The sequence below is a fragment of the Streptomyces sp. PA03-1a genome, assembly GCF_033792805.1.
In the GTDB taxonomy this organism is placed as follows: domain Bacteria; phylum Actinomycetota; class Actinomycetes; order Streptomycetales; family Streptomycetaceae; genus Actinacidiphila.
In genome coordinates this window covers 83474-99704 of record NZ_JARAVO010000001.1, presented here as the reverse complement: position 1 = coordinate 99704, position 16231 = coordinate 83474, and the positions used below count along the sequence as shown (strand labels likewise).

Below are 16231 nucleotides of genomic sequence, written 5' to 3'. Positions count from 1 at the left end.
AGGGACCCGGAGCAGGACCGGGTCCTGATCCTTCCTCCGTGCGGCATCTGCCAGGAGCGACTCGCCCTCTGGGGACCGGCGTGGAGGTTGCGGTACCCAAGGAGGACGATCCGACCGCCCGGGAGGCGCGGACCCTGTCGGAGGGCAACCCCTACTACTGGGGGCGGCAATTCGCCGGCGGGGAATGGCCGTCCTCGGCGCAGCACAGCGGGTGACGAGCCGCCGGTCCGGCCCTACCCGCCGGCGAGGCCCGTGCGCCAGGCCCACAGGGCGATCTCGACGCGGTTGCGGGCGGAGAGCTTCGTCTGGACGTTGCCCAGGTGGGTCTTGACCGTTCCCAGCGACACGAAGAGTTCGGCCGCGATCTCCGCGTTGGTCTTGCCCTCGGCCACCAGCCGGACGACGTCCGTCTCGCGGGAGGACAGGTCGGAGGCTTCCGGCGCGGCGGGTCGGGGTGGCTTGATGCCGCGCAGCAGCCGGATCGTGATCGCGGGGCTGACCAGGGCTTCCCCGGAGTACGCCGCGCGCACCGCCTCGGTCAGGAGCGCCGGGCCGGAGTCCTTGAGGAGGAATCCGGAGGCTCCGTTGTCCAGTGCCTGGTAGACGTACTCGTCGTCGTCGAAGGTGGTGACGACCACGATCCTGGGGGCGTCGCCGGCTCCGGGGCGGTTGAGTTCCCGGAGCGCCTGGAGGCCGTCCATGCGCGGCATGCGGATGTCCATCAGGACGACGTCGGGGTTGAGCGTGCGGGACATCTCCAGGGCCTGGACGCCGTCCTTCGCCTCTCCCACGACCTCGATGTCGTCCTCCGCGCCGAGGATGAGGGAGAACCCGGTGCGGACCATGGCCTGGTCGTCCGCCAGCAGGACACGGATGGTCATCGTGCGCCCCCGGCGGGGATCCGGGCCTGCACGCTCCAGCCCTCCGGGAGCCGGGGGCCGGCGTTCAGGGAACCGCCGAGTGCCGCGGCGCGCTCGTGCAGGCCGGCCAGGCCGTAGCCGCCGTCGGGGTGGTGGCCGCCACGGCTGCGGCCGTCGTTGGTGACCTCGACGGTCACCGCGTCGGGCCGGTCCTGGCGGCGCACGTGGATGTCGAGGGTGCGGACCGCGTCCGCGTGCTTGCGCACGTTGGTGAGGGCCTCCATGACCACCCGGTGGACCGCCGACTGGACGTCGATGGCGATGTCGTCGAAGTCGCCCTCGATGCGCAGCCTCACGTCAGGACCGGTCTCGGAGGTGAAGTGTCCCGCGAGGGAGGCGATGTCGGCGATCGTGCCCGGTGGTGACAGGCGGGCCTGGGCGTCGGGCTCGCGCAGCAGGGTGACCATGCGGCGGATGGCGGTCATGGCCTCGTCGCCGGCCGCCTCGATGCGTTCCAGGGCGGGAAGCACGGCCTGCGGCTTGCTCGCCGCCACGGTCTGGGCGGCCTGGGCGAGCACGACCATGCCGGTCACGTGATGGGCGACGTAGTCGTGGAGGTCCGACGCGATGCCCGTCCGCTGGGCCAGCTGGGCGGCGGTCACCTGGCGCTGGCGGTTGGTCTGGAGCATCCGTACGGACAGGCCCGTGGCGGCGGCGATCACGCCGCCGAGCGCCAGGGCCAGGGCCAGGGCCAGGGCGATGCGCTGGTGGGACTTCAGGGGTTCGAGCACCAGCCCCGCCAGCAGGAGCATGACCGCGAAGGAGGCGCGCATGGGCTCGGCCCGCCATGCGGTCACCCCGATGACCAGGACGGTCACGGCGGCGGCGGTGAACCCGAACGGCACGGTGCTGTAGTCGGCCGGCGGAGTGGCGAGCGTCGCCAGCAGCACGAGGGCTCCCAGCCACAGCGCGCCGTTGCCCAGGGGGACGGCGGTCAGCCGTGGCGTCACCAGGGCGACCACGATCGCCAGGAGGACGGTGAACGGATGGGCCTGGTTCAGGCTCACGTCCAGGATGCCGAGGACCAGCAGGGCCCCGGTGGCCGCCAGCCACCCGATGCCCCGCACCGCCCGTTCGAAGACGCCGTCCGCTGTGGTGCCCACGTTCTCGTCGTCTCCACTTCCGCTCGCCTGCCGAGCGGAAACCGCTCCGGGTGTCGCCTCCAGTGTCACCGATACGCCCCGGAAGCCCTGGATCCATCCGCGCGCACCATCGGTGTGGCCGCGTCCGGCGCCGGGGGCGGAGGCGCTGTGCGCTCCGGCTTCGTGTGGATGTCGTCCGTTCCCGTGCCCAGGACGACGACGTCGAAGACGGTCTGGGCGTAGACCCTGGCGGTGCGCAGCAGGTGGTGCATGCGGTGGTGCCCTCCGTTGCTCTCGTGGTGGATCGCGGCGGCGCCGGGACCCTGGTCGGTGGTGAGGCGGTGCTGCCCGGTCACGGCCGCACCTGCGCCGGGGAGGACGGGTCCGGTGCGGCGAGCGCCCCCCGGACCAGTTCGTCGAGGAGTGCGGGGTAGCCCAGGCCCTGGTGCGTGAACATCTTGGGGACCTGGGACTGGGCGGTCATGCCGGGCATCGTGTTGACCTCGTTCAGCACGGGACCGTCGGGGGTGAGGAAGAAGTCGCAGCGGGCCACTCCGCGGCACCCCAGCGCGGTGAACAGGTCGAGGGACGCCTCGGTGAGCCGGTCCAGCTCGGCAGCGGACAGGGCGGCGGGTATGCGGAACCGGGCTCCGCCGTCGTACTTCTGCTCCGTGTCGAAGAGGCGGCCGTCGTCCAGCAGGATCTCCAGCGGCGGCCCGACCGTCAGGCGCCCGTCCGCGCGCTGCAGCACGGCGAGGTCGACCTCGCGTCCGCTCACGAGGTCCTCGACCAGGACCCGGTCGTCGATCCGGAGCGCCGCGGCGACGGCCGGCGCGAGCTCTGCCGCCTCGGTGACGAGGGCCACTCCGTGACTGGACCCCGCGGCGACGGGCTTGACGACGACCGGGCCGTGGAAGCGCACCTGGTCGGCGTTGGCGGCGGTGACCAGGAAGCCCGGGGCGACGGCGATGCCGACGGCTTCGGCCACCAGCTTGGTCGCCCACTTGTCCATGGCCAGGGCGCCGCCGCGCACACCGGCGCCGACGTACGGCAGATCCGCGAGGTCGAGCAGGGCGGCGAGCGTGCCGTCCTCGCCCTGCGGGCCGTGCATCGCGGGGAACACCACGTCGCAGCCGGCGAGCAGGGTCAGGGCCGCGGACAGGCTCGCCGCGGGCGTGCCCGCCAGCGGGTGCCCGGCGGCGTCCCGCCACACCCCGTCCCGCCCGATGGTGAGCGACAGCACGTCGTAGGCGGTGGGATCGAGTGCCGCGCCGACGGATGCGGCGGAGGCCAGGGACACCTCGTGCTCGTCGCTCCGCCCGCCGCCGATCACGGCGACCCGGACGCGCCGGGCCTCGGACATGGGGATCATGCGGCCACCGCCGGCTGCTGCACCGTGCGGCGCAGTCGCGCGCCCAGGCCGGTCACGATCTCGTGCTCGATGGTGCCGGACCAGCGGGCCCACTCCCGGAGGGTGGGTTCGCCATGGTCACCGGCGCCGAAGACGGTGGCGACGTCGCCGGGGGCGACCGGGCGCTCGCCGGTGTCGACGATGATCTGGTCCATGGAGATCCGGCCCACGACGGGGCGGCGGCGCCCGGCGAGGAGCACTTCGGCCCGGCCGGACGCGGCGCGGGGAAGCCCGTCGGCGTATCCGACGGCCACCAGTGCCAGGTGGGTGCCGCGGCGGGCGCTCCATGTGTGCCCGTAGCCGGCCCGGGTCCCGGCGGTGACCGTGCGGACGGAGACCACGGGGGCGGTCAGCGTGAGCGCGGGCCGCAGCGGGGTCGTCCGCGTCGGATCGATGCCGAAGAGCCCGGCGCCGACACGGCTCAGGTCGAACCGGGTCCGCGGGTCGGTGAGGGTCGCCGAGGTGGCGGCCACGTGCCTGAGGGCCGGCCGCAGGCCGGCCTCGGCCGCGGTGACCGTCGCCGCCCGGAACAGCTCGAGGGCCTGGTCGGTGCACGGGTCGCCCGGGGTGTCCGCGCAGCCCAGGTGACTCATGAGGCCGACCACCCGGACCAGGCCCGCACGCTCCGCGTTCCGGGCCCGACGGCACAGGTCGGCCCATTCCCCGGGGTCGGCACCCTCGCGGGCCATCCCGGTGTCCAACTGGAGGTGGACCTCGGCGGTCCGGCCCGTCCGGGACGCGGCGCGGGCCACGGCGGCCAGGTGCTCGTGCCCGGGAACGGCCAGTGAGACACCCGCCCGCAGTGCCTCCTCGAAAGCGGCGTCGACCGGATTGAGCCAGCTCAGGATCGGCACCCGCAATCCCGCGCGCCTGAGGTGCAGCGCCTCCTCGACGGACGTCACGCCGAGCGAGGTCGCCCCCGCGCCCAGGGCGGCGGAAGCGGCCTCCGCCGCGCCGTGTCCAAAGCCGCCGGCCTTGACCACGGCCATCACGCGGGCGGCGCGCGCCGCGAAGACCCGGGTGTTCGCGGCGACCGCCGTCAGGTCCACCCGCAGCTCCGGCCCGGCCCGGTGACCGGGCAGCGTACGGAGTGGGTCGGCGGTACGGACGGCGGAACCGATCGGTGGAACGCGGTGCATGGGGTGCCCTTCGGAGGTGTCACAGTCAGGCCGGTGCCCTGCGACCGGGAAGGCTCAGGGCATCACCGCAGGTGGGTGAGGTGTGAGCTCCCGCCGGTCCGGGCGCTCGGCCCGGCCCTGCAGCCCGGGCGGGGCCGCCCGCGGATGCGGTGCACGAGCCGGAGCTCATGCCAGGAAGGCTATGAAGCGACGGTGGCCGTCCGCTTCGGGCGGAAGTCGGACCCCTTGGGGCGCCGCTACGACTTTCGGCTGAACGCGGCTGCCACCGAAAGACGAGAACGAAGACCGTTCCGTCACCCCGCCGCCGAGGCGCGTCCCCGTGTGGTCCGGGGGGTCCCGGCCTTCGGCGCGGATGGTGCCCTGGATGTTCCGGACCCCGGCCACCTGAGCCGGGGCGGGTCTTCAGAAAGGTGATCAGCGGCTGTGCGACACATCCCCGCCAGGTCCCCTCCGGCACCAGGCCTCCCGCGGCTGCCCGCTGTCCCCGCGCCCTTGACGGCACCGACGCGGCGCACCCGTCCGACGTCGTCGCCGGGTTCGATCGCGACGCCGTGCCGTTTCTCGACCGGCTGTACGCCGCGTCGATCCACCTGACCGATGACCGCGCCGCAGCGGGGGACTGGTCGAGCGGACGTACGTGCGGGCACCGACACCGACACCGACACTGACACCGACACCGCCGCCGGCGTCGGCGCCACCCGGGGTCAGGCCCGCCGGGGGTGGAACGTAACCCAGGCCTTGTGCGCACCCTGAGGCGAGCGACGTCGTCCGCGCTGATCGAGCCGATGCGTCGTAAGGGCTTCGTCTCCCGAGGTTTCGGTAGCGCGTGGGAGGCTAGGCGACCCTACGGAGCCGCCCGCCCGGTTGCGTGTGGTGATGGTGCACAAGGCCGGGCGGGCTCCCGGCGCGGTTCCGCCAGCCGCGATCGCCCCCTCGGCAGCGGCTCCGGCCTGTGATTCACGATGCCCCTGGCCGGGGCCGCCCGGACATGGAGAAGGGCCCCGTGTCGCCATCGGGGCCCTCGGGCCGTGCCCGCGGTGGTGGCCGCGGACAACTCGACAAGCGTAGCCACACCCCGCGCCGTCCGACGTGGTCTTGCGGCCGACGCGCCGCAAAGGCCCACCAGGCCGGTGCCTGCGGCCCGGACCTCAGAACCGGGCCGGCAGCCAGCCCCGCTGCACGGCGCGCACGCCGGCCTCGAAACGGCTGCGTGCGTCGAGGCGGTCCATCAGCTCGGAGGCGATCCGCCGGGCCGTGCGGTGCGACACCCCGAGCCGCTTGGCGATCGCCTCGTCGGTGTGGCCCTCGGCCAGGAGCCGGAGGGTGGTCGCCTGCTGGCCGGTGAGCCCGTGCGGGTCGGTCGGCACGATCTCGCCGAGCGGCTGGGCGGCATCCCAGGTGGTCTCGAAGAGCGCGCACAGCGCGGTGAGCGTGCCCTGGCCGGTCAGCAGGACGGCGCCCGCGGCGGTGTCGTCGCTGCTGACCGGGATCATGGCGGTCAGCCGGTCCATGATGATCATCCGGGTCGGCAGGGACGGGGTCGTGCGGATCAGGCCGCCCAGCCCGGCCAGCCACGTGGCGTGCTCGACGGTGGGCCGGTGGGTGCGGACGCTGTCGAGGTAGATCGTGCGCATGCGCACCCCGCGGTCGAGCAGGTCCTCGTTGAGCGGCCGTGAAGCGGCCATGTTCTCCGCGGTCTGCGGACCGCCAGGGGCGAAGGTCAGGAATTCCTCGCGTACCTCGCGGGTGAGCACGGTCAGCCGGTCGCGTATCCGGTCGAGGCCCACCAGATGCTCCACCCCGGGATGGCTGGTGGCGGGACGGAGCTCGGCGTACTCGGAGATGAGCTGGGCCGCGGCGGCCCGCGAGGCTTCGAGGCGCTGCTGCTGGGCGGCCAGTTGGGCCTGCTGGCGGCCCATCAGGACCTCCATGCCGACGTCCGGTGAGACGGCCCGGAGGCGGCCCGCGTCCCCGGCGGCCGGGCGTACCAAGGCCAGCTCGCTCAGTGTGTCGAGGGCTTCGCCCACCTCTTCCGCGGAGAGCCCCACGGCGTGGGCGAGGGCCGCGACACCGGCGTTCGGGTCTCTGAGCATGGCGCGGTACACCGTCTCCGCGACGGAATCGAGTCCGAGAGCGGTCAGCATCTGGTTCCCCCTGGTTTTCCTGCGTACGGCATCCCCTGTTCGACGGCGATCTTCGCAGAGCGGCGGGGGATCGTCACGGAGGCAGGACGGAACCGGCCAGGGCCCCAACGGTCCAATGTGCAAACGGACTTGACCACGATTTCGGTTGAGACTCTGGAGCGCATGTACCTGGTCCATGCACATCTGGCACTCCCCTCCGACGAGGAGCTGCCGCAGAACGTCAAGGCGTTGGTGCGATCGGCGATCGTCCCCCGTGACCGCGTCGAGCACGTCGCCGTGCACCCGACCTCTCCCTCCGAACTCACACTCGGCTTGTATCTGCTGGCCGGCGGGCTCGATGAGGCGGAGGAGCGGGCCCTTCGGGTCTGCCGCCGACTGCTGTGCGACGTACCGCAGTTGGCCACGGCGCTGCTGACCGGCGCCGGGGTGCCGCTGATGCCGCTGGCCTTCCTGCCCGAGACGGTGGACTGAACCGGCCCGTGTGGACGCATCAGTCCAAGGCCCTTTCCGTCCATCCCTGAAGCCTTTCCACAGGCTTGAGCTGCGACGAACCTATTGGTCACCGGCCGGGCCGAGCGTCACCGCGGGACGCGAGGACGGGCCGGACATCGCATCTCTCCTCCGGAAGGAACGGAAACAGGCATGCTTCGCAACCGAATCGCCAAGGTCGCCGCGGTCTGCTCTCTCGTCGTCGCTGAGGCTCTCGCCGCCCCGGTGGTCACGCGTCCGTCCACGGCCGACGCGGTTCCGTCCTCTTCCGTCCTCGTCGCCGACGCCGGCTGGCAGGTCACCCCGGCGGACGCAGGCTGGCAGTAGGCCGCCCCGCGACCACCCGACACCGCCTGACCTTCCTGCGGGCGAACACCTCGTACTGACGCCGCCGGACATGCAAAGGGCGGCGCCCCTTCGAAGCGAAGGGGCGCCGCCCTTTATCGCTGGTGGGCGTCGGCCGCCGCGGTCCGCCCGAGTGGATCGGTCTCAGGCGCGGGGGTTCTCACTGACGTCGGTTGCCGAGGATGCAGAACTCGTTGCCTTCTGGGTCCGCCATGACGACCCACGACTGGTCACCCTGGCCGATGTCGACGCGCTTGGCGCCATGGGCCTCGAGACGGGCCACCTCGGCGTCCTGGTCATCGGGCCTGAAGTCGAGATGCAGGCGGCTCTTGCCCTGCTTGAGCTCGTTGATCCGGACGAAGTCCAACCCTGGCATGCGATCCGGCTCCGGCCGGATCTCGAACTCGTCGTCGGAGGAGTGGACCACGACCCAGCCGAGAGCCTCGGCCCACCACTGCCCCAAGGCCACCGGATTCACCGAGTGAACGATTACCTGTTCCCATTCCAAGGTCATCTTCCGAGTGTAGGCCTGCCGCCCCTTCGCACGCAGGCGCTTGAAGCGCTCGGAGCTCCGGGTCGAGGACGCCTCGAAGGCCCCGCGGGGACCGGCGGGGCCTTCGAGGCGTCGGGTGGGGCGTCAGGCGATCTTCTTGTAGCGCAGGGCGACGTACGACGAGGCCGGGTGGCCGCCGATGTCGCCGCTGTAGACGTTCGCGGTCGAGTAGTTCATGTCCGTGGCCGTGCTGCCCTCGGCGTAGTAGTAGAAGGTGCCCGCGTCCTGGTTCTTCCAGCCCGCGAAGAGGACGGCGTGGTCGGAGTAGTCGTTCAGCGCGTCACCGGGCCTGAGGTCGGCCTTGTTGATCTGCGTGCTCACGCTGGGGAGCGTCTCGGTCGTGAGCGAGGTGGTGAGGTGCCAGGTCATGGAGACGAAGCCGGAGCAGTCGGTGCGGTAGGAGTGGTCGCCGTCGACGTCGGTGGCGTAGGCGCTCTGGCTGTACTGGATGTTGCGGTTGTACCAGTCCTTGGCCCGGGCGATGACCTCGTTGCGGTAGATGGTGCCGCCCTGCACGGACTTGGGCGGGGCCGGCGCCACGTAGGCGCAGTTGTTCGCGTAGGCCGACAGCAGGCTCTGGGTCCAGCCGGACGCGTCCACCGGGTCGTCGGAGTGGTACGCGATGTCGCTGCCGTCACCGTCGGTCGGGTCCGAGTCGTGGTACCAGTACATGCCGCCGTTGGTACGGCCGTAGTAGAGGCCGCCGCCCGGCGAGGAGAGCGAGTCCACCGCCGACCAGCCGCTCGGCTTCAGGACCGAGCTGTCCCAGTCGTTCACGCCGTTGATCTTGTAGCTGAGCAGTCGGCCGTCCGCGGTCGAGGCGATGATGCGGTCGTCGCCCGCGGCGGCGAGCGTCTTGAGGACGAAGCCGGTGTCGATCACGACGTGCTGGCCTATGTGGGCGGACCCTGCGGGCTTGGCCTGCGACACCAAGTACTGGTGGAGCTGGCCGTCGACCGTCCCGTAGAGGTGACCCGCGCCGTCGTAGACCAACTTGTCGAAGGTCCAGCCGCCGTCCCAGATCTTGACGACGCCCGCGAGCGTGAGGGACGTGTTGTTCGTCTGCACGTCGACCCGGTACAGGTCGCCGGCGGTCGAAGTGACCAGCACCGTGTTGAAGTTGAGGGACGCCATCGCCTTGGGGGTGAAGCCGAGGTTCGGGCCGATGAGCGTCTTGACGCGGTCGCCGGTGTTCGGCTCGATCTGCGTGTACGTCAGCCGGCCGTCGGACAGCGTGCCGTACATCGACACGTCACCCGTGCACGACGCGACGGCGTGCGCGGCTCCGGCGGTGGTCGCGACCAAGCCGAGGGACATCGCGCTGACGGCGACCACGGCGGCGGTGGTACGACGGACGGCATGGCCCAGCTTCATGATTTCTCCTGCGGTGGGTAGTTCGAGCGGGCGAAGGCACATCCCCGGCCCAAACAGCTGCCCTGCAGGTGCAGCTGTGAAGGATGTCTCGGGTGCGACGCCCGGTGGCAGGAACTACTCTCGCCGCAGGTCACGCGGCTTGGAAGAGAAGATGAATGGACGTAAACGTCCCTGGCCCATTGCGTCCTGACGGTGCGCCGGGCGCGCTGGTGGACTGCGCGATTCTTGTCGCGGACAGACCAATTTCATGTGAAGATCACCACGACCGTCTCCATAAGACACGGAGAAACATCGCAATGGGGGGAACCGTGCGTCCAAGAGGCGTGGAACTTCCGCATGCCGGTGCGGCCGACCTGAGCATCAGACACAAGCTCGGACTGCGCCGCACCGTTCCGGTGGCCGGGGCGGTGTCCCTGGTGGCCGTCGCCGGCATTGCGTTCGGTCTCTGGGCGGCGTTCTTCCGGACGCCCTACGCGCTCGCCGATTCGCCGGGAGTCGATGTGACGGTCCGGGCCGAGGAATCGGACTACCCGGATGTGGCGGAGACTTCCGACGAGGTGGAAACCCTCATCAAGGTGTACGTACAGCGGCTCAAGACGGGAGACGTCGAGGGGCTGGCGAAGCTGTCCGGTCCGGCGTACGAGCACCCCCAGGAGGACGCCGCGACGTTCGTGCGTGAGTACTCCGACGGAGCCGAGGGCCATGTCGAGGCCGTGGTCGTCGAAGGAACGGTCCCGTACTTCAACGACATCGTCCTGACCTATGACAAGACGGGGCAGCGGCAGGAACTGCTCCTGGTGAAGGACAGCGGAAGCTGGTGGGTGGGGCTCGGTGACGGGGATCCTGCCGCCGGCAATGAATAGCTGAACAGCTGCACCTCAAGGCGGTGCGGGCCGCGGTCCCCGGGCCGCTTGAGGAGCCGCCGGGGCGGCCCACCGGCCTCGAGCCAGGTGGAGCCTCCGTTCTCGCTGGTCAGAGCCATAACGGCCTTGATCGTCGGTAATCAGGAGTACGGTGGGGGCACCGAAGGCATTTCGTGCGTTGGCATCAGCGTTGGCGTCGTCGTCGGAACAGGACGCCCGGCGCGCCAGCCGGGCCGGAAGGCGGCGTCATGGCCGCGACGACGATCGGCTCGCCGCCGCTTCACGGACGGGTGGGTGGGATGCCCATCGGCAGCATGCAGGCCGCCCGCCCCGGGGCCGAGGAAGGGCCCGTCCGGGTCAGGCTGGTCCGGCGCGACCTGGGGCCGCACTGGCTGGACGGCGTGTGGTGGCCGCGGACCCACGATCTCGGCAAGGGCCTGCCCGGTCTGCTGGCGGCCCTGGACGAACGCTGGCCGGGCATCAGCCGCATCACGGTGAGCGGTCCGATGTGGCGCATGGGGCCGCAGGAGTTGCGGTTCGGCGGCCGGAGCATGCACATCAACCGGGTCGCCGCGACCCCGCGGCCGAACACCATCTGTCTGGTGTCCTACGGGGTCGGCCGCTGCGACCTCCTGGTCGTGCCTCCGGGCGCGACGCCTGATGAGGCGCGCCGTCTCATGGACTCCGTCGTCGCTTCCGACGGCCCCCGCGCCGGGTGCCCGCCGAGGTGAGGGCCGCCGACGATCAGACGTCGGTGGCGGCGGTGACGGTGTGGCAGGTGAATCCGAGGCGCGTCATGGCACGTGTGACCTCCGCCGCGGTGAAGTCGCGTCGGTCCTGGCGGGTGATTACGGCGCCCACCTGCTTGACCGGGTAGTACTGCTGCCCGATACGTACGGACTCGCCGGCCAGGGGTTCGGGGGAGACGCCGCTCATGGCCTGCTGCACCTCGCTGGGGGTGAGGTCGAAGGGGTAACCGGCGATGATGCAGCGCACTGGGTCTCCACACGATGGTCGGATGTGCCTCGGGGGGTCAGCGTCGCACAGTAAGGCTGCCGGAGCGACAGGAGAAGGACACGAATAATTCGGTCAGCGTGATCCACCGCCGGCGGAGCATGTGTGTTAGCTTTGATGTGTTGCAGTTTTGGTACCCATGAACGTTATGTGCACCTGACCCACAGGTGCATTTTTGTTTTTCCGGTCCTTCCGGAGGGTCATTGCGGCGACAGGAGTCCGCGCAGTGTGGACTTCAGGCAACTGCTCCAGAAGGAGATGCTTCATCATGGCAACTGGCACCGTTAAGTGGTTCAACGCGGAAAAGGGCTTCGGCTTCATCGAGCAGGACGGCGGCGGCGCTGACGTCTTCGCCCACTACTCGAACATCGCCACCCAGGGCTTCCGCGAGCTCCAGGAGGGCCAGAAGGTGAGCTTCGACGTCACGCAGGGCCAGAAGGGCCCGCAGGCCGAGAACATCGTTCCGATCGGCTGACGTCGGAAAGCATCAGGGTCGGGGCCGGCACCCTTCGGGGGGCCGGCCCCTTCCGTATTCCCCGGCAGTCCCACTGGCGGTGGCTCTCAGGTTTCGCCGGTCGCTACGGCGACGTCGCCCTGTGGCCCCGCGCATGCCCGTTTGAGTGTCGAATATTGGGCATGGTTGCAGATAGGGCAAATCATTCCTCTGGGGGTTGATGAAGGAAGGCTGTCATGGTGAAGAAGCACAGTAAGGGCCGGCAGGGCGAGGGTCCGAGCCGGTTCAAGGGCGATGACCAGCACGGATGGTCGCAGGATGTGGACGCGACCCGTCAGGAGGAGAACCCGAGCGCGCATCGCTCCTTCCACCCGGACACCTATGCGCCGGGCGGGAAGAACCGCGAGCCGAGCCCGCAGGACATTGAGGACTCGCTGGAAGGCACGCCCGTGGAAGGCATCTCCCGCAGCGGCGAGGAGCGGTCAGGGAAGTCCGGCAAGAGGGGCATCCAGGACACGGGGCGACGGGGCCCCTCGGGCCGTCCCGGCGGGACGGAGGACGCCTCGGAAACCACCGGGGTGGACCCGCAGGAGCCGTCTGGCGGGCCTCCGCGCGGGAAGCGGGAGACGAATCCCTAGTCTCTCGACGCCGTTTCGCAGCAACGACGGTGGACGCGGGCCCATTCGGGGCCGGATCACGCACGTCTCCGTGCGATCCGGGTGATGGTGACGGTCACGGTGAGGGCCTCCCCGCTCCCGTGGGCCGTGACGAGCGGCATGAGTGACGCCCGGGTCCGGTCGTGGACCGTGCGGGCGACGTCCACGGCCCGGTGACCCTCGGCGAGGACGCAGCGTATCTCCACCTGCCAGCCCGAGCCGTCCGGGTCGCGCGCCACGCGGATGCCTGACAGCGGCGAGGCGAACGTGTCGTGTGCTGATCCCGGAACCGGGCGTGAAGCGGCTCGGGCGAGACGGCTGGCGAGAGTGGGCTGCAAGCCGAGCACCCCGTCGACTCCGAGGGCGGCCTCAGCGGCGCTCCGGCGGATGTCGGCAGGGTCGCAACCCGTCATGGGCCGGTTTCCGGCCCGCCGTGCGCGGGCTCCGAGATGCTCGGCGACCATCCGGCGTAGCGTACGTCGATCACCGTGACGTCTATCGCGGCCGCCAACAGGCCCAGCGCGTTGTGCGCGGCGTCCCGTACCGCGTGTCGCACCAGTGCCGCGGTCTCGGGCAGAGGGCGGTTCAGAGCGGCGGCCAGGGCGATGCTCACGCGTATGCCCGTCGGCTCGTCGGCTCGGGTGAGGCGACAACTGGCGGTCGTGACGCCGAGTACCGAGTCCGCGGCGCTCCGCAGCACGCCGGCCGCGGTGTGTTCGGCGATCCGCAGAGTGCGCGTGGGGTCGCCCAGCGGCAGCATCGGCCCCAGCAGTACCTCGCTGCGGACGATGTCCATGACGCGGGAGACGAGGCTCTGTGTGCTGGGTGGTTCCTGCTCCCGCAGCGCCTGCGTCGCCATGTCCAGTGCGGCCAGGCCGTCGACGGCATCGCGGCAGTAAGGGCACTCGGCGAGGTGGGGGTCCACGGGCGGACCGGTGTCCCTGGCCTGCTCCCAGGCGTGACTGAGAGTGCGCCCGCAGGTGAGCACTTCGTCGCCGGTGTGACGGCGGACCTCGTCGAGGGGGCAGCCGTCCGCCGGAGGCCGGGGGGGATGGTCGTCTAGCGCCATGGGCCCAGTGCCTCCTTCAGGGTTCGTCGTGCCCGGTACAGTCGCCCGCGGACCGTCTGCTCGGTGGTGCCCGTGACGTGGGCGATCTGGGAGTAGGGGAGTCCGTGCAGTTCCCGCAGGATCCAGCAGATGCGCTGCTGCGGTTCCAGCGCGCTGAGCGCACCGGCCAGGGCGTCGGTGAGGGCGTCCTGTTCGGCTGCCCGCGCCGGCGAGCTCCGCATTCCGGGGGCGGCGGGTTCGGCCACCGAGTTCAACGGTACCGGGGCCGGCCGGTGGCGCAGCGAGTTCAGGCAGCGGTTGACGGTGATGCGGTACATCCAGGTCCTGAACGCCGCGCCGTGACGGAAATCGGGCAGGCGCCGCCAGGCGCTGATGAAAGCGTCCTGGACGGCGTCCTCGGCGTCCTGCAGGTTGCCCAGCGTGTGGAAGGCCAGGGCGAGCAGCGGGCGGCTGTGACGCCGCACCAGGATCGCGAATGCCTCCTCGTCGCCTTCGCCGGCCCGGGTCGCCAGCAGGTCGTCCGGCGCGGACGGCAGGCCGTCGGCCAGGCCTGGGGGAACGGGGCCCGGGGACGTGCCGAGTGCGGCCGATCGGCGCGAGGAAGTGCCGGCGCTGTGCGTCATGACCGCACCTCCTCCCTGCGCTGTTACGCGTGCCCGCCTTCAGGCATGTGATGCCGGTTCGCGCATATGCATGACGAATTGCCTCCCGGATGTGTCCAAACCTGTGACGGGCGCCGTACCGGTGCCCGCAGCAACTGATCGAGGCGACTGCCATGACGGACACCACCGACCGTCCCTTCACCGGACAGGACGGCTCCGCCGGGACCGGGACGATGCTCAAGGGGCCGACCGGCGCGAACACCTCCCCCGAAACGCGGGGCCAGACCACCATCGCCGACGGCGTCGTGGCCAAGATCGCGGGAACCGCCGCTCGCGAGGTCCCCGGGATCCACAACCTCGGCGCGGGCATGGCCCGGGCCATGGGCGCCATGCGCGAACGCGTCCCCGGCGGCGGGACCGGAAGCGTGAGCCGCGGGGTGAAGGTCGAGGTGGGCGAGAGCCAGGCCGCGCTGGACCTCGACGTCGTCGTCGAGTACGGCTACGCCATCCCCGATGTGGCAGCAGAGGTCCGCGTCAGCGTCATCTCCGCCGTGGAACGCATGACCGGCCTCGAGGTCGTCGAGGTGAACCTCGTCGTCGACGACGTGAAGCTGCCCGACGACGAAGAGGAAGACGAAACCGAGCCGGGCGAGGGCCGCGTCCGATGACCCCGTCAGTGGGCCGTCGGTGGGTCCACCCACGCGGCACGAAGCGCGCCCGAGGCGGCGGCACACGCCGGCGCGGGACAGGTGAGTGAATCATGAATACAGCGACAGTGGGTCTGGCAGCCGGAATGGCACTGGGATTCGCCGGCTTCTTCGGCGGGTTCTGGGCCTTCCTCCTGGTAGCGGTCCTGGGCGCCGTGGGGTTGGGCGTCGGTCTCGTCCTGCAGGGTGACGCCGACGTGTTCACCCGGCGGCAGCGGGACGTGTCCGGCAGGCGGCCACGGTGAACACCACCACCCGTGCCGCCGGTTCGTCCGGCCGTCCCCCCGGCGAGCCTGCGGACGACGTCCACGGCCGCGTGCCGCCTGCCGCGCGTGGCGCGACGGTGATACCCGACCGGGTCGTGGCCCGCATCGCCGTCCGGGTCGCCGGCACGGCGCTGCGCCGACTCGTCGGCCCGAGGCAGCCGCGCACGGAGCTGGCCGCACCGGGGGCTCGTGCGACCACGTACGGCGGGACGGCACAACTGGCGTTGTCGGTGGACCTTCCCTACCCCGCTGACATCGCCGTCACCTGCCGGCAACTGCAGCGCGAGGTCGCCGAACGGGTGGCCCAACTGACCGGGCTGGACGTCCGTGACGTCACGCTGACGATCCGGCGCCTGGCCACCGTCGGCGGACCCGACCGTGTTCAGTGACCCCGCCGCCTCGGCGGCGCCGGACGGAACCGGCCATCGTCACGCACAGACCAAGGAACCCCCCATGACTCTCCCCTCCGGTATCGCACCTCCCGGTCGCCATGCGTCGCGGCCCAAGACCGAAAGAGCCGCAGACCCGGGCCGGCCCGGCATCCGTGCTCCCGCAGCGAGGTCGCCGGCGCGCGACGGCCGTGGGGCGAGGTCACCTCGCCTGTGGTCGGCACGCCGCATCCCGGCCACCGTGGTGGCTCTGGTGGCAGTCTGCGCCTTCGGGGTGGTGCTGTACGACGTGATCGCCGTGCGTGCCGGGCAGCGCGCCGGGGCGTGGCGCAGCGGTCTCGCCGACGAGTTGGCCAGCCGCCCGGTCGACGACCTGTGGTTGCTGGTCGGCGCCTGCGTCGCCGTCCTCCTCGGCCTGTGGCTGCTCGTCCTCGCGCTCACCCCAGGCCTGCGCCGGCAGTTGCCGCTGCGGGCCCCCGAGGGCTGTACCGGACTGCGGGCCTGGCTGGACCGTCGGGGAGCCGAACTGGTGCTGCGCGACGCCGCGATGCGGGTCCCGGGCATAGCCCGAGCCCGGGTCCGGGTCGGACGCCGCCGCGTCATCGCCCGAGCGGACGTTCGCTTCCGCGACCCGGCGACCGTCCGCGACGACCTCACCCAGGCCTTGCAGGACCAGTGCCGCCAGCTCGCTCTGGCACATGCCCCACGGCTGGCGGTCCGCCTACGACACCACACCCGTTGACCCCGCCCGGGA

General features: G+C 71.3%; 23 protein-coding genes. 11 read left to right on the top strand and 12 right to left on the bottom strand.

Annotated features, from left to right (window positions below; genetic code table 11):
* Positions 1 to 80 precede the first annotated feature (80 nt).
* Positions 81 to 215, top strand: a complete 135-nt coding sequence (locus PV341_RS00555; RefSeq protein ID WP_500329196.1) for a hypothetical protein — start codon at positions 81 to 83, stop codon at positions 213 to 215.
* Between the two features lie 18 nt (positions 216 to 233).
* On the opposite strand, the gene PV341_RS00550 is transcribed toward PV341_RS00555, so the two are convergent.
* From PV341_RS00550 to PV341_RS00525, 6 genes are all read right to left on the bottom strand, one after another.
* Positions 234 to 881 (bottom strand): response regulator, encoded by a 648-nt coding sequence (locus tag PV341_RS00550; RefSeq protein ID WP_500329195.1) that lies wholly within the window; start codon positions 879 to 881, stop codon positions 234 to 236.
* Complete coding sequence (locus PV341_RS00545; RefSeq protein WP_500329194.1) at positions 878 to 2023, bottom strand: sensor histidine kinase; 1146 nt, start codon at positions 2021 to 2023, stop codon at positions 878 to 880. The genes PV341_RS00550 and PV341_RS00545 overlap by 4 nt, the downstream gene beginning before the upstream one ends.
* A 65-nt stretch (positions 2024 to 2088) precedes the next feature.
* Entirely contained in the window at positions 2089 to 2358 is a 270-nt protein-coding gene (locus tag PV341_RS00540; protein ID WP_500356302.1) for a hypothetical protein, read from the bottom strand.
* Positions 2355 to 3374: a D-alanine--D-alanine ligase family protein gene (locus PV341_RS00535; protein WP_500329192.1), complete on the bottom strand. Its 1020-nt coding sequence runs from the start codon at positions 3372 to 3374 to the stop codon at positions 2355 to 2357. Before PV341_RS00535 ends, PV341_RS00540 begins: the two co-directional genes overlap by 4 nt.
* The gene (gene alr / locus PV341_RS00530; RefSeq protein ID WP_500329191.1) at positions 3371 to 4552 is read right to left on the bottom strand and encodes an alanine racemase; all 1182 of its coding nucleotides are present in this window, start codon (positions 4550 to 4552) and stop codon (positions 3371 to 3373) included. The genes PV341_RS00535 and alr overlap by 4 nt, the downstream gene beginning before the upstream one ends.
* Positions 4553 to 5700: 1148 nt before the next feature.
* Positions 5701 to 6696: a helix-turn-helix domain-containing protein gene (locus PV341_RS00525; RefSeq protein ID WP_500356301.1), complete on the bottom strand. Its 996-nt coding sequence runs from the start codon at positions 6694 to 6696 to the stop codon at positions 5701 to 5703.
* 162 nt (positions 6697 to 6858) lie between these two features.
* Here PV341_RS00525 and PV341_RS00520 point away from each other — a divergent pair, with 162 nt between their 5' ends.
* Together PV341_RS00520 and PV341_RS00515 are read left to right on the top strand one after the other, a co-directional pair.
* The gene (locus PV341_RS00520; protein ID WP_500329189.1) at positions 6859 to 7167 is read left to right on the top strand and encodes a hypothetical protein; all 309 of its coding nucleotides are present in this window, start codon (positions 6859 to 6861) and stop codon (positions 7165 to 7167) included.
* A 171-nt stretch (positions 7168 to 7338) separates the two neighbouring features.
* On the top strand, positions 7339 to 7512 hold the full coding sequence (locus PV341_RS00515; protein ID WP_500356299.1) for a hypothetical protein: 174 nt from the start codon (positions 7339 to 7341) through the stop codon (positions 7510 to 7512).
* A gap of 178 nt (positions 7513 to 7690) precedes the next feature.
* On the opposite strand, the gene PV341_RS00510 is transcribed toward PV341_RS00515, so the two are convergent.
* Together PV341_RS00510 and PV341_RS00505 are read right to left on the bottom strand one after the other, a co-directional pair.
* Positions 7691 to 8044, bottom strand: coding sequence for a VOC family protein (locus tag PV341_RS00510; protein WP_500329187.1), 354 nt, complete (start codon positions 8042 to 8044; stop codon positions 7691 to 7693).
* Positions 8045 to 8167: 123 nt separating this feature from the next.
* The gene (locus tag PV341_RS00505) at positions 8168 to 9457 is read right to left on the bottom strand and encodes a tachylectin-related carbohydrate-binding protein (protein WP_500329186.1); all 1290 of its coding nucleotides are present in this window, start codon (positions 9455 to 9457) and stop codon (positions 8168 to 8170) included.
* Positions 9458 to 9753: 296 nt separating this feature from the next.
* Here PV341_RS00505 and PV341_RS00500 point away from each other — a divergent pair, with 296 nt between their 5' ends.
* Together PV341_RS00500 and PV341_RS00495 are read left to right on the top strand one after the other, a co-directional pair.
* The gene (locus PV341_RS00500; protein ID WP_500329185.1) at positions 9754 to 10320 is read left to right on the top strand and encodes a hypothetical protein; all 567 of its coding nucleotides are present in this window, start codon (positions 9754 to 9756) and stop codon (positions 10318 to 10320) included.
* 299 nt (positions 10321 to 10619) lie between these two features.
* On the top strand, positions 10620 to 11051 hold the full coding sequence (locus tag PV341_RS00495; RefSeq protein ID WP_500329184.1) for a DUF5994 family protein: 432 nt from the start codon (positions 10620 to 10622) through the stop codon (positions 11049 to 11051).
* 13 nt (positions 11052 to 11064) lie between these two features.
* On the opposite strand, the gene PV341_RS00490 is transcribed toward PV341_RS00495, so the two are convergent.
* Entirely contained in the window at positions 11065 to 11316 is a 252-nt protein-coding gene (locus PV341_RS00490; RefSeq protein ID WP_500329183.1) for an SCO5918 family protein, read from the bottom strand.
* A 286-nt stretch (positions 11317 to 11602) separates the two neighbouring features.
* Between PV341_RS00490 and PV341_RS00485 the strand changes: the two genes are divergently transcribed.
* A complete protein-coding gene (locus PV341_RS00485) occupies positions 11603 to 11809 on the top strand; it encodes a cold-shock protein (protein WP_499509778.1) in 207 nt (68 codons plus the stop codon).
* Between the two features lie 215 nt (positions 11810 to 12024).
* Positions 12025 to 12426: a hypothetical protein gene (locus PV341_RS00480; protein WP_500356298.1), complete on the top strand. Its 402-nt coding sequence runs from the start codon at positions 12025 to 12027 to the stop codon at positions 12424 to 12426.
* Positions 12427 to 12482: 56 nt separating this feature from the next.
* Here PV341_RS00480 and PV341_RS00475 read toward each other — a convergent pair whose 3' ends face one another.
* From PV341_RS00475 to PV341_RS00465, 3 genes are all read right to left on the bottom strand, one after another.
* Complete coding sequence (locus PV341_RS00475) at positions 12483 to 12683, bottom strand: hypothetical protein (RefSeq protein WP_500329181.1); 201 nt, start codon at positions 12681 to 12683, stop codon at positions 12483 to 12485.
* Between the two features lie 170 nt (positions 12684 to 12853).
* Positions 12854 to 13513, bottom strand: a complete 660-nt coding sequence (locus PV341_RS00470; protein WP_500329180.1) for an Asp23/Gls24 family envelope stress response protein — start codon at positions 13511 to 13513, stop codon at positions 12854 to 12856.
* A complete protein-coding gene (locus PV341_RS00465; protein ID WP_500329179.1) occupies positions 13504 to 14136 on the bottom strand; it encodes an RNA polymerase sigma factor in 633 nt (210 codons plus the stop codon). Before PV341_RS00465 ends, PV341_RS00470 begins: the two co-directional genes overlap by 10 nt.
* 152 nt (positions 14137 to 14288) lie before the next feature.
* Between PV341_RS00465 and PV341_RS00460 the strand changes: the two genes are divergently transcribed.
* The 4 genes from PV341_RS00460 (at position 14289) to PV341_RS00445 (ending at position 16219) form a co-directional block, all read left to right on the top strand.
* Positions 14289 to 14783 carry an Asp23/Gls24 family envelope stress response protein gene (locus tag PV341_RS00460; RefSeq protein WP_500329178.1) on the top strand — a complete coding sequence of 165 codons (495 nt, stop codon included), beginning with the start codon at positions 14289 to 14291 and terminating at the stop codon, positions 14781 to 14783.
* 92 nt (positions 14784 to 14875) lie between these two features.
* A complete protein-coding gene (locus PV341_RS00455; protein WP_500329177.1) occupies positions 14876 to 15067 on the top strand; it encodes a hypothetical protein in 192 nt (63 codons plus the stop codon).
* Positions 15064 to 15477, top strand: coding sequence for an Asp23/Gls24 family envelope stress response protein (locus PV341_RS00450; RefSeq protein WP_500329176.1), 414 nt, complete (start codon positions 15064 to 15066; stop codon positions 15475 to 15477). The genes PV341_RS00455 and PV341_RS00450 overlap by 4 nt, the downstream gene beginning before the upstream one ends.
* Before the next feature lie 253 nt (positions 15478 to 15730).
* A complete protein-coding gene (locus tag PV341_RS00445; RefSeq protein ID WP_500329175.1) occupies positions 15731 to 16219 on the top strand; it encodes a DUF6286 domain-containing protein in 489 nt (162 codons plus the stop codon).
* Positions 16220 to 16231 lie beyond the last annotated feature (12 nt).

Bases quoted from the DNA above. Each gene is read 5' to 3' on its own strand.
- PV341_RS00550 (WP_500329195.1), bottom strand. From the start codon at position 881: ATGACCATCCGTGTCCTGCTGGCGGACGACCAGGCCATGGTCCGCACC.
- PV341_RS00535 (WP_500329192.1), bottom strand. From the start codon at position 3,374: ATGATCCCCATGTCCGAGGCCCGGCGCGTCCGGGTCGCCGTGATCGGC.
- alr (WP_500329191.1), bottom strand. From the start codon at position 4,552: ATGCACCGCGTTCCACCGATCGGTTCCGCCGTCCGTACCGCCGACCCA.
- PV341_RS00525 (WP_500356301.1), bottom strand. From the start codon at position 6,696: ATGCTGACCGCTCTCGGACTCGATTCCGTCGCGGAGACGGTGTACCGC.
- PV341_RS00520 (WP_500329189.1), top strand. From the start codon at position 6,859: ATGTACCTGGTCCATGCACATCTGGCACTCCCCTCCGACGAGGAGCTG.
- PV341_RS00515 (WP_500356299.1), top strand. From the start codon at position 7,339: ATGCTTCGCAACCGAATCGCCAAGGTCGCCGCGGTCTGCTCTCTCGTC.
- PV341_RS00510 (WP_500329187.1), bottom strand. From the start codon at position 8,044: ATGACCTTGGAATGGGAACAGGTAATCGTTCACTCGGTGAATCCGGTG.
- PV341_RS00505 (WP_500329186.1), bottom strand. From the start codon at position 9,457: ATGAAGCTGGGCCATGCCGTCCGTCGTACCACCGCCGCCGTGGTCGCC.
- PV341_RS00500 (WP_500329185.1), top strand. From the start codon at position 9,754: ATGGGGGGAACCGTGCGTCCAAGAGGCGTGGAACTTCCGCATGCCGGT.
- PV341_RS00495 (WP_500329184.1), top strand. From the start codon at position 10,620: ATGCCCATCGGCAGCATGCAGGCCGCCCGCCCCGGGGCCGAGGAAGGG.
- PV341_RS00485 (WP_499509778.1), top strand. From the start codon at position 11,603: ATGGCAACTGGCACCGTTAAGTGGTTCAACGCGGAAAAGGGCTTCGGC.
- PV341_RS00480 (WP_500356298.1), top strand. From the start codon at position 12,025: ATGGTGAAGAAGCACAGTAAGGGCCGGCAGGGCGAGGGTCCGAGCCGG.
- PV341_RS00470 (WP_500329180.1), bottom strand. From the start codon at position 13,513: ATGGCGCTAGACGACCATCCCCCCCGGCCTCCGGCGGACGGCTGCCCC.
- PV341_RS00465 (WP_500329179.1), bottom strand. From the start codon at position 14,136: ATGACGCACAGCGCCGGCACTTCCTCGCGCCGATCGGCCGCACTCGGC.
- PV341_RS00460 (WP_500329178.1), top strand. From the start codon at position 14,289: ATGACGGACACCACCGACCGTCCCTTCACCGGACAGGACGGCTCCGCC.
- PV341_RS00455 (WP_500329177.1), top strand. From the start codon at position 14,876: ATGAATACAGCGACAGTGGGTCTGGCAGCCGGAATGGCACTGGGATTC.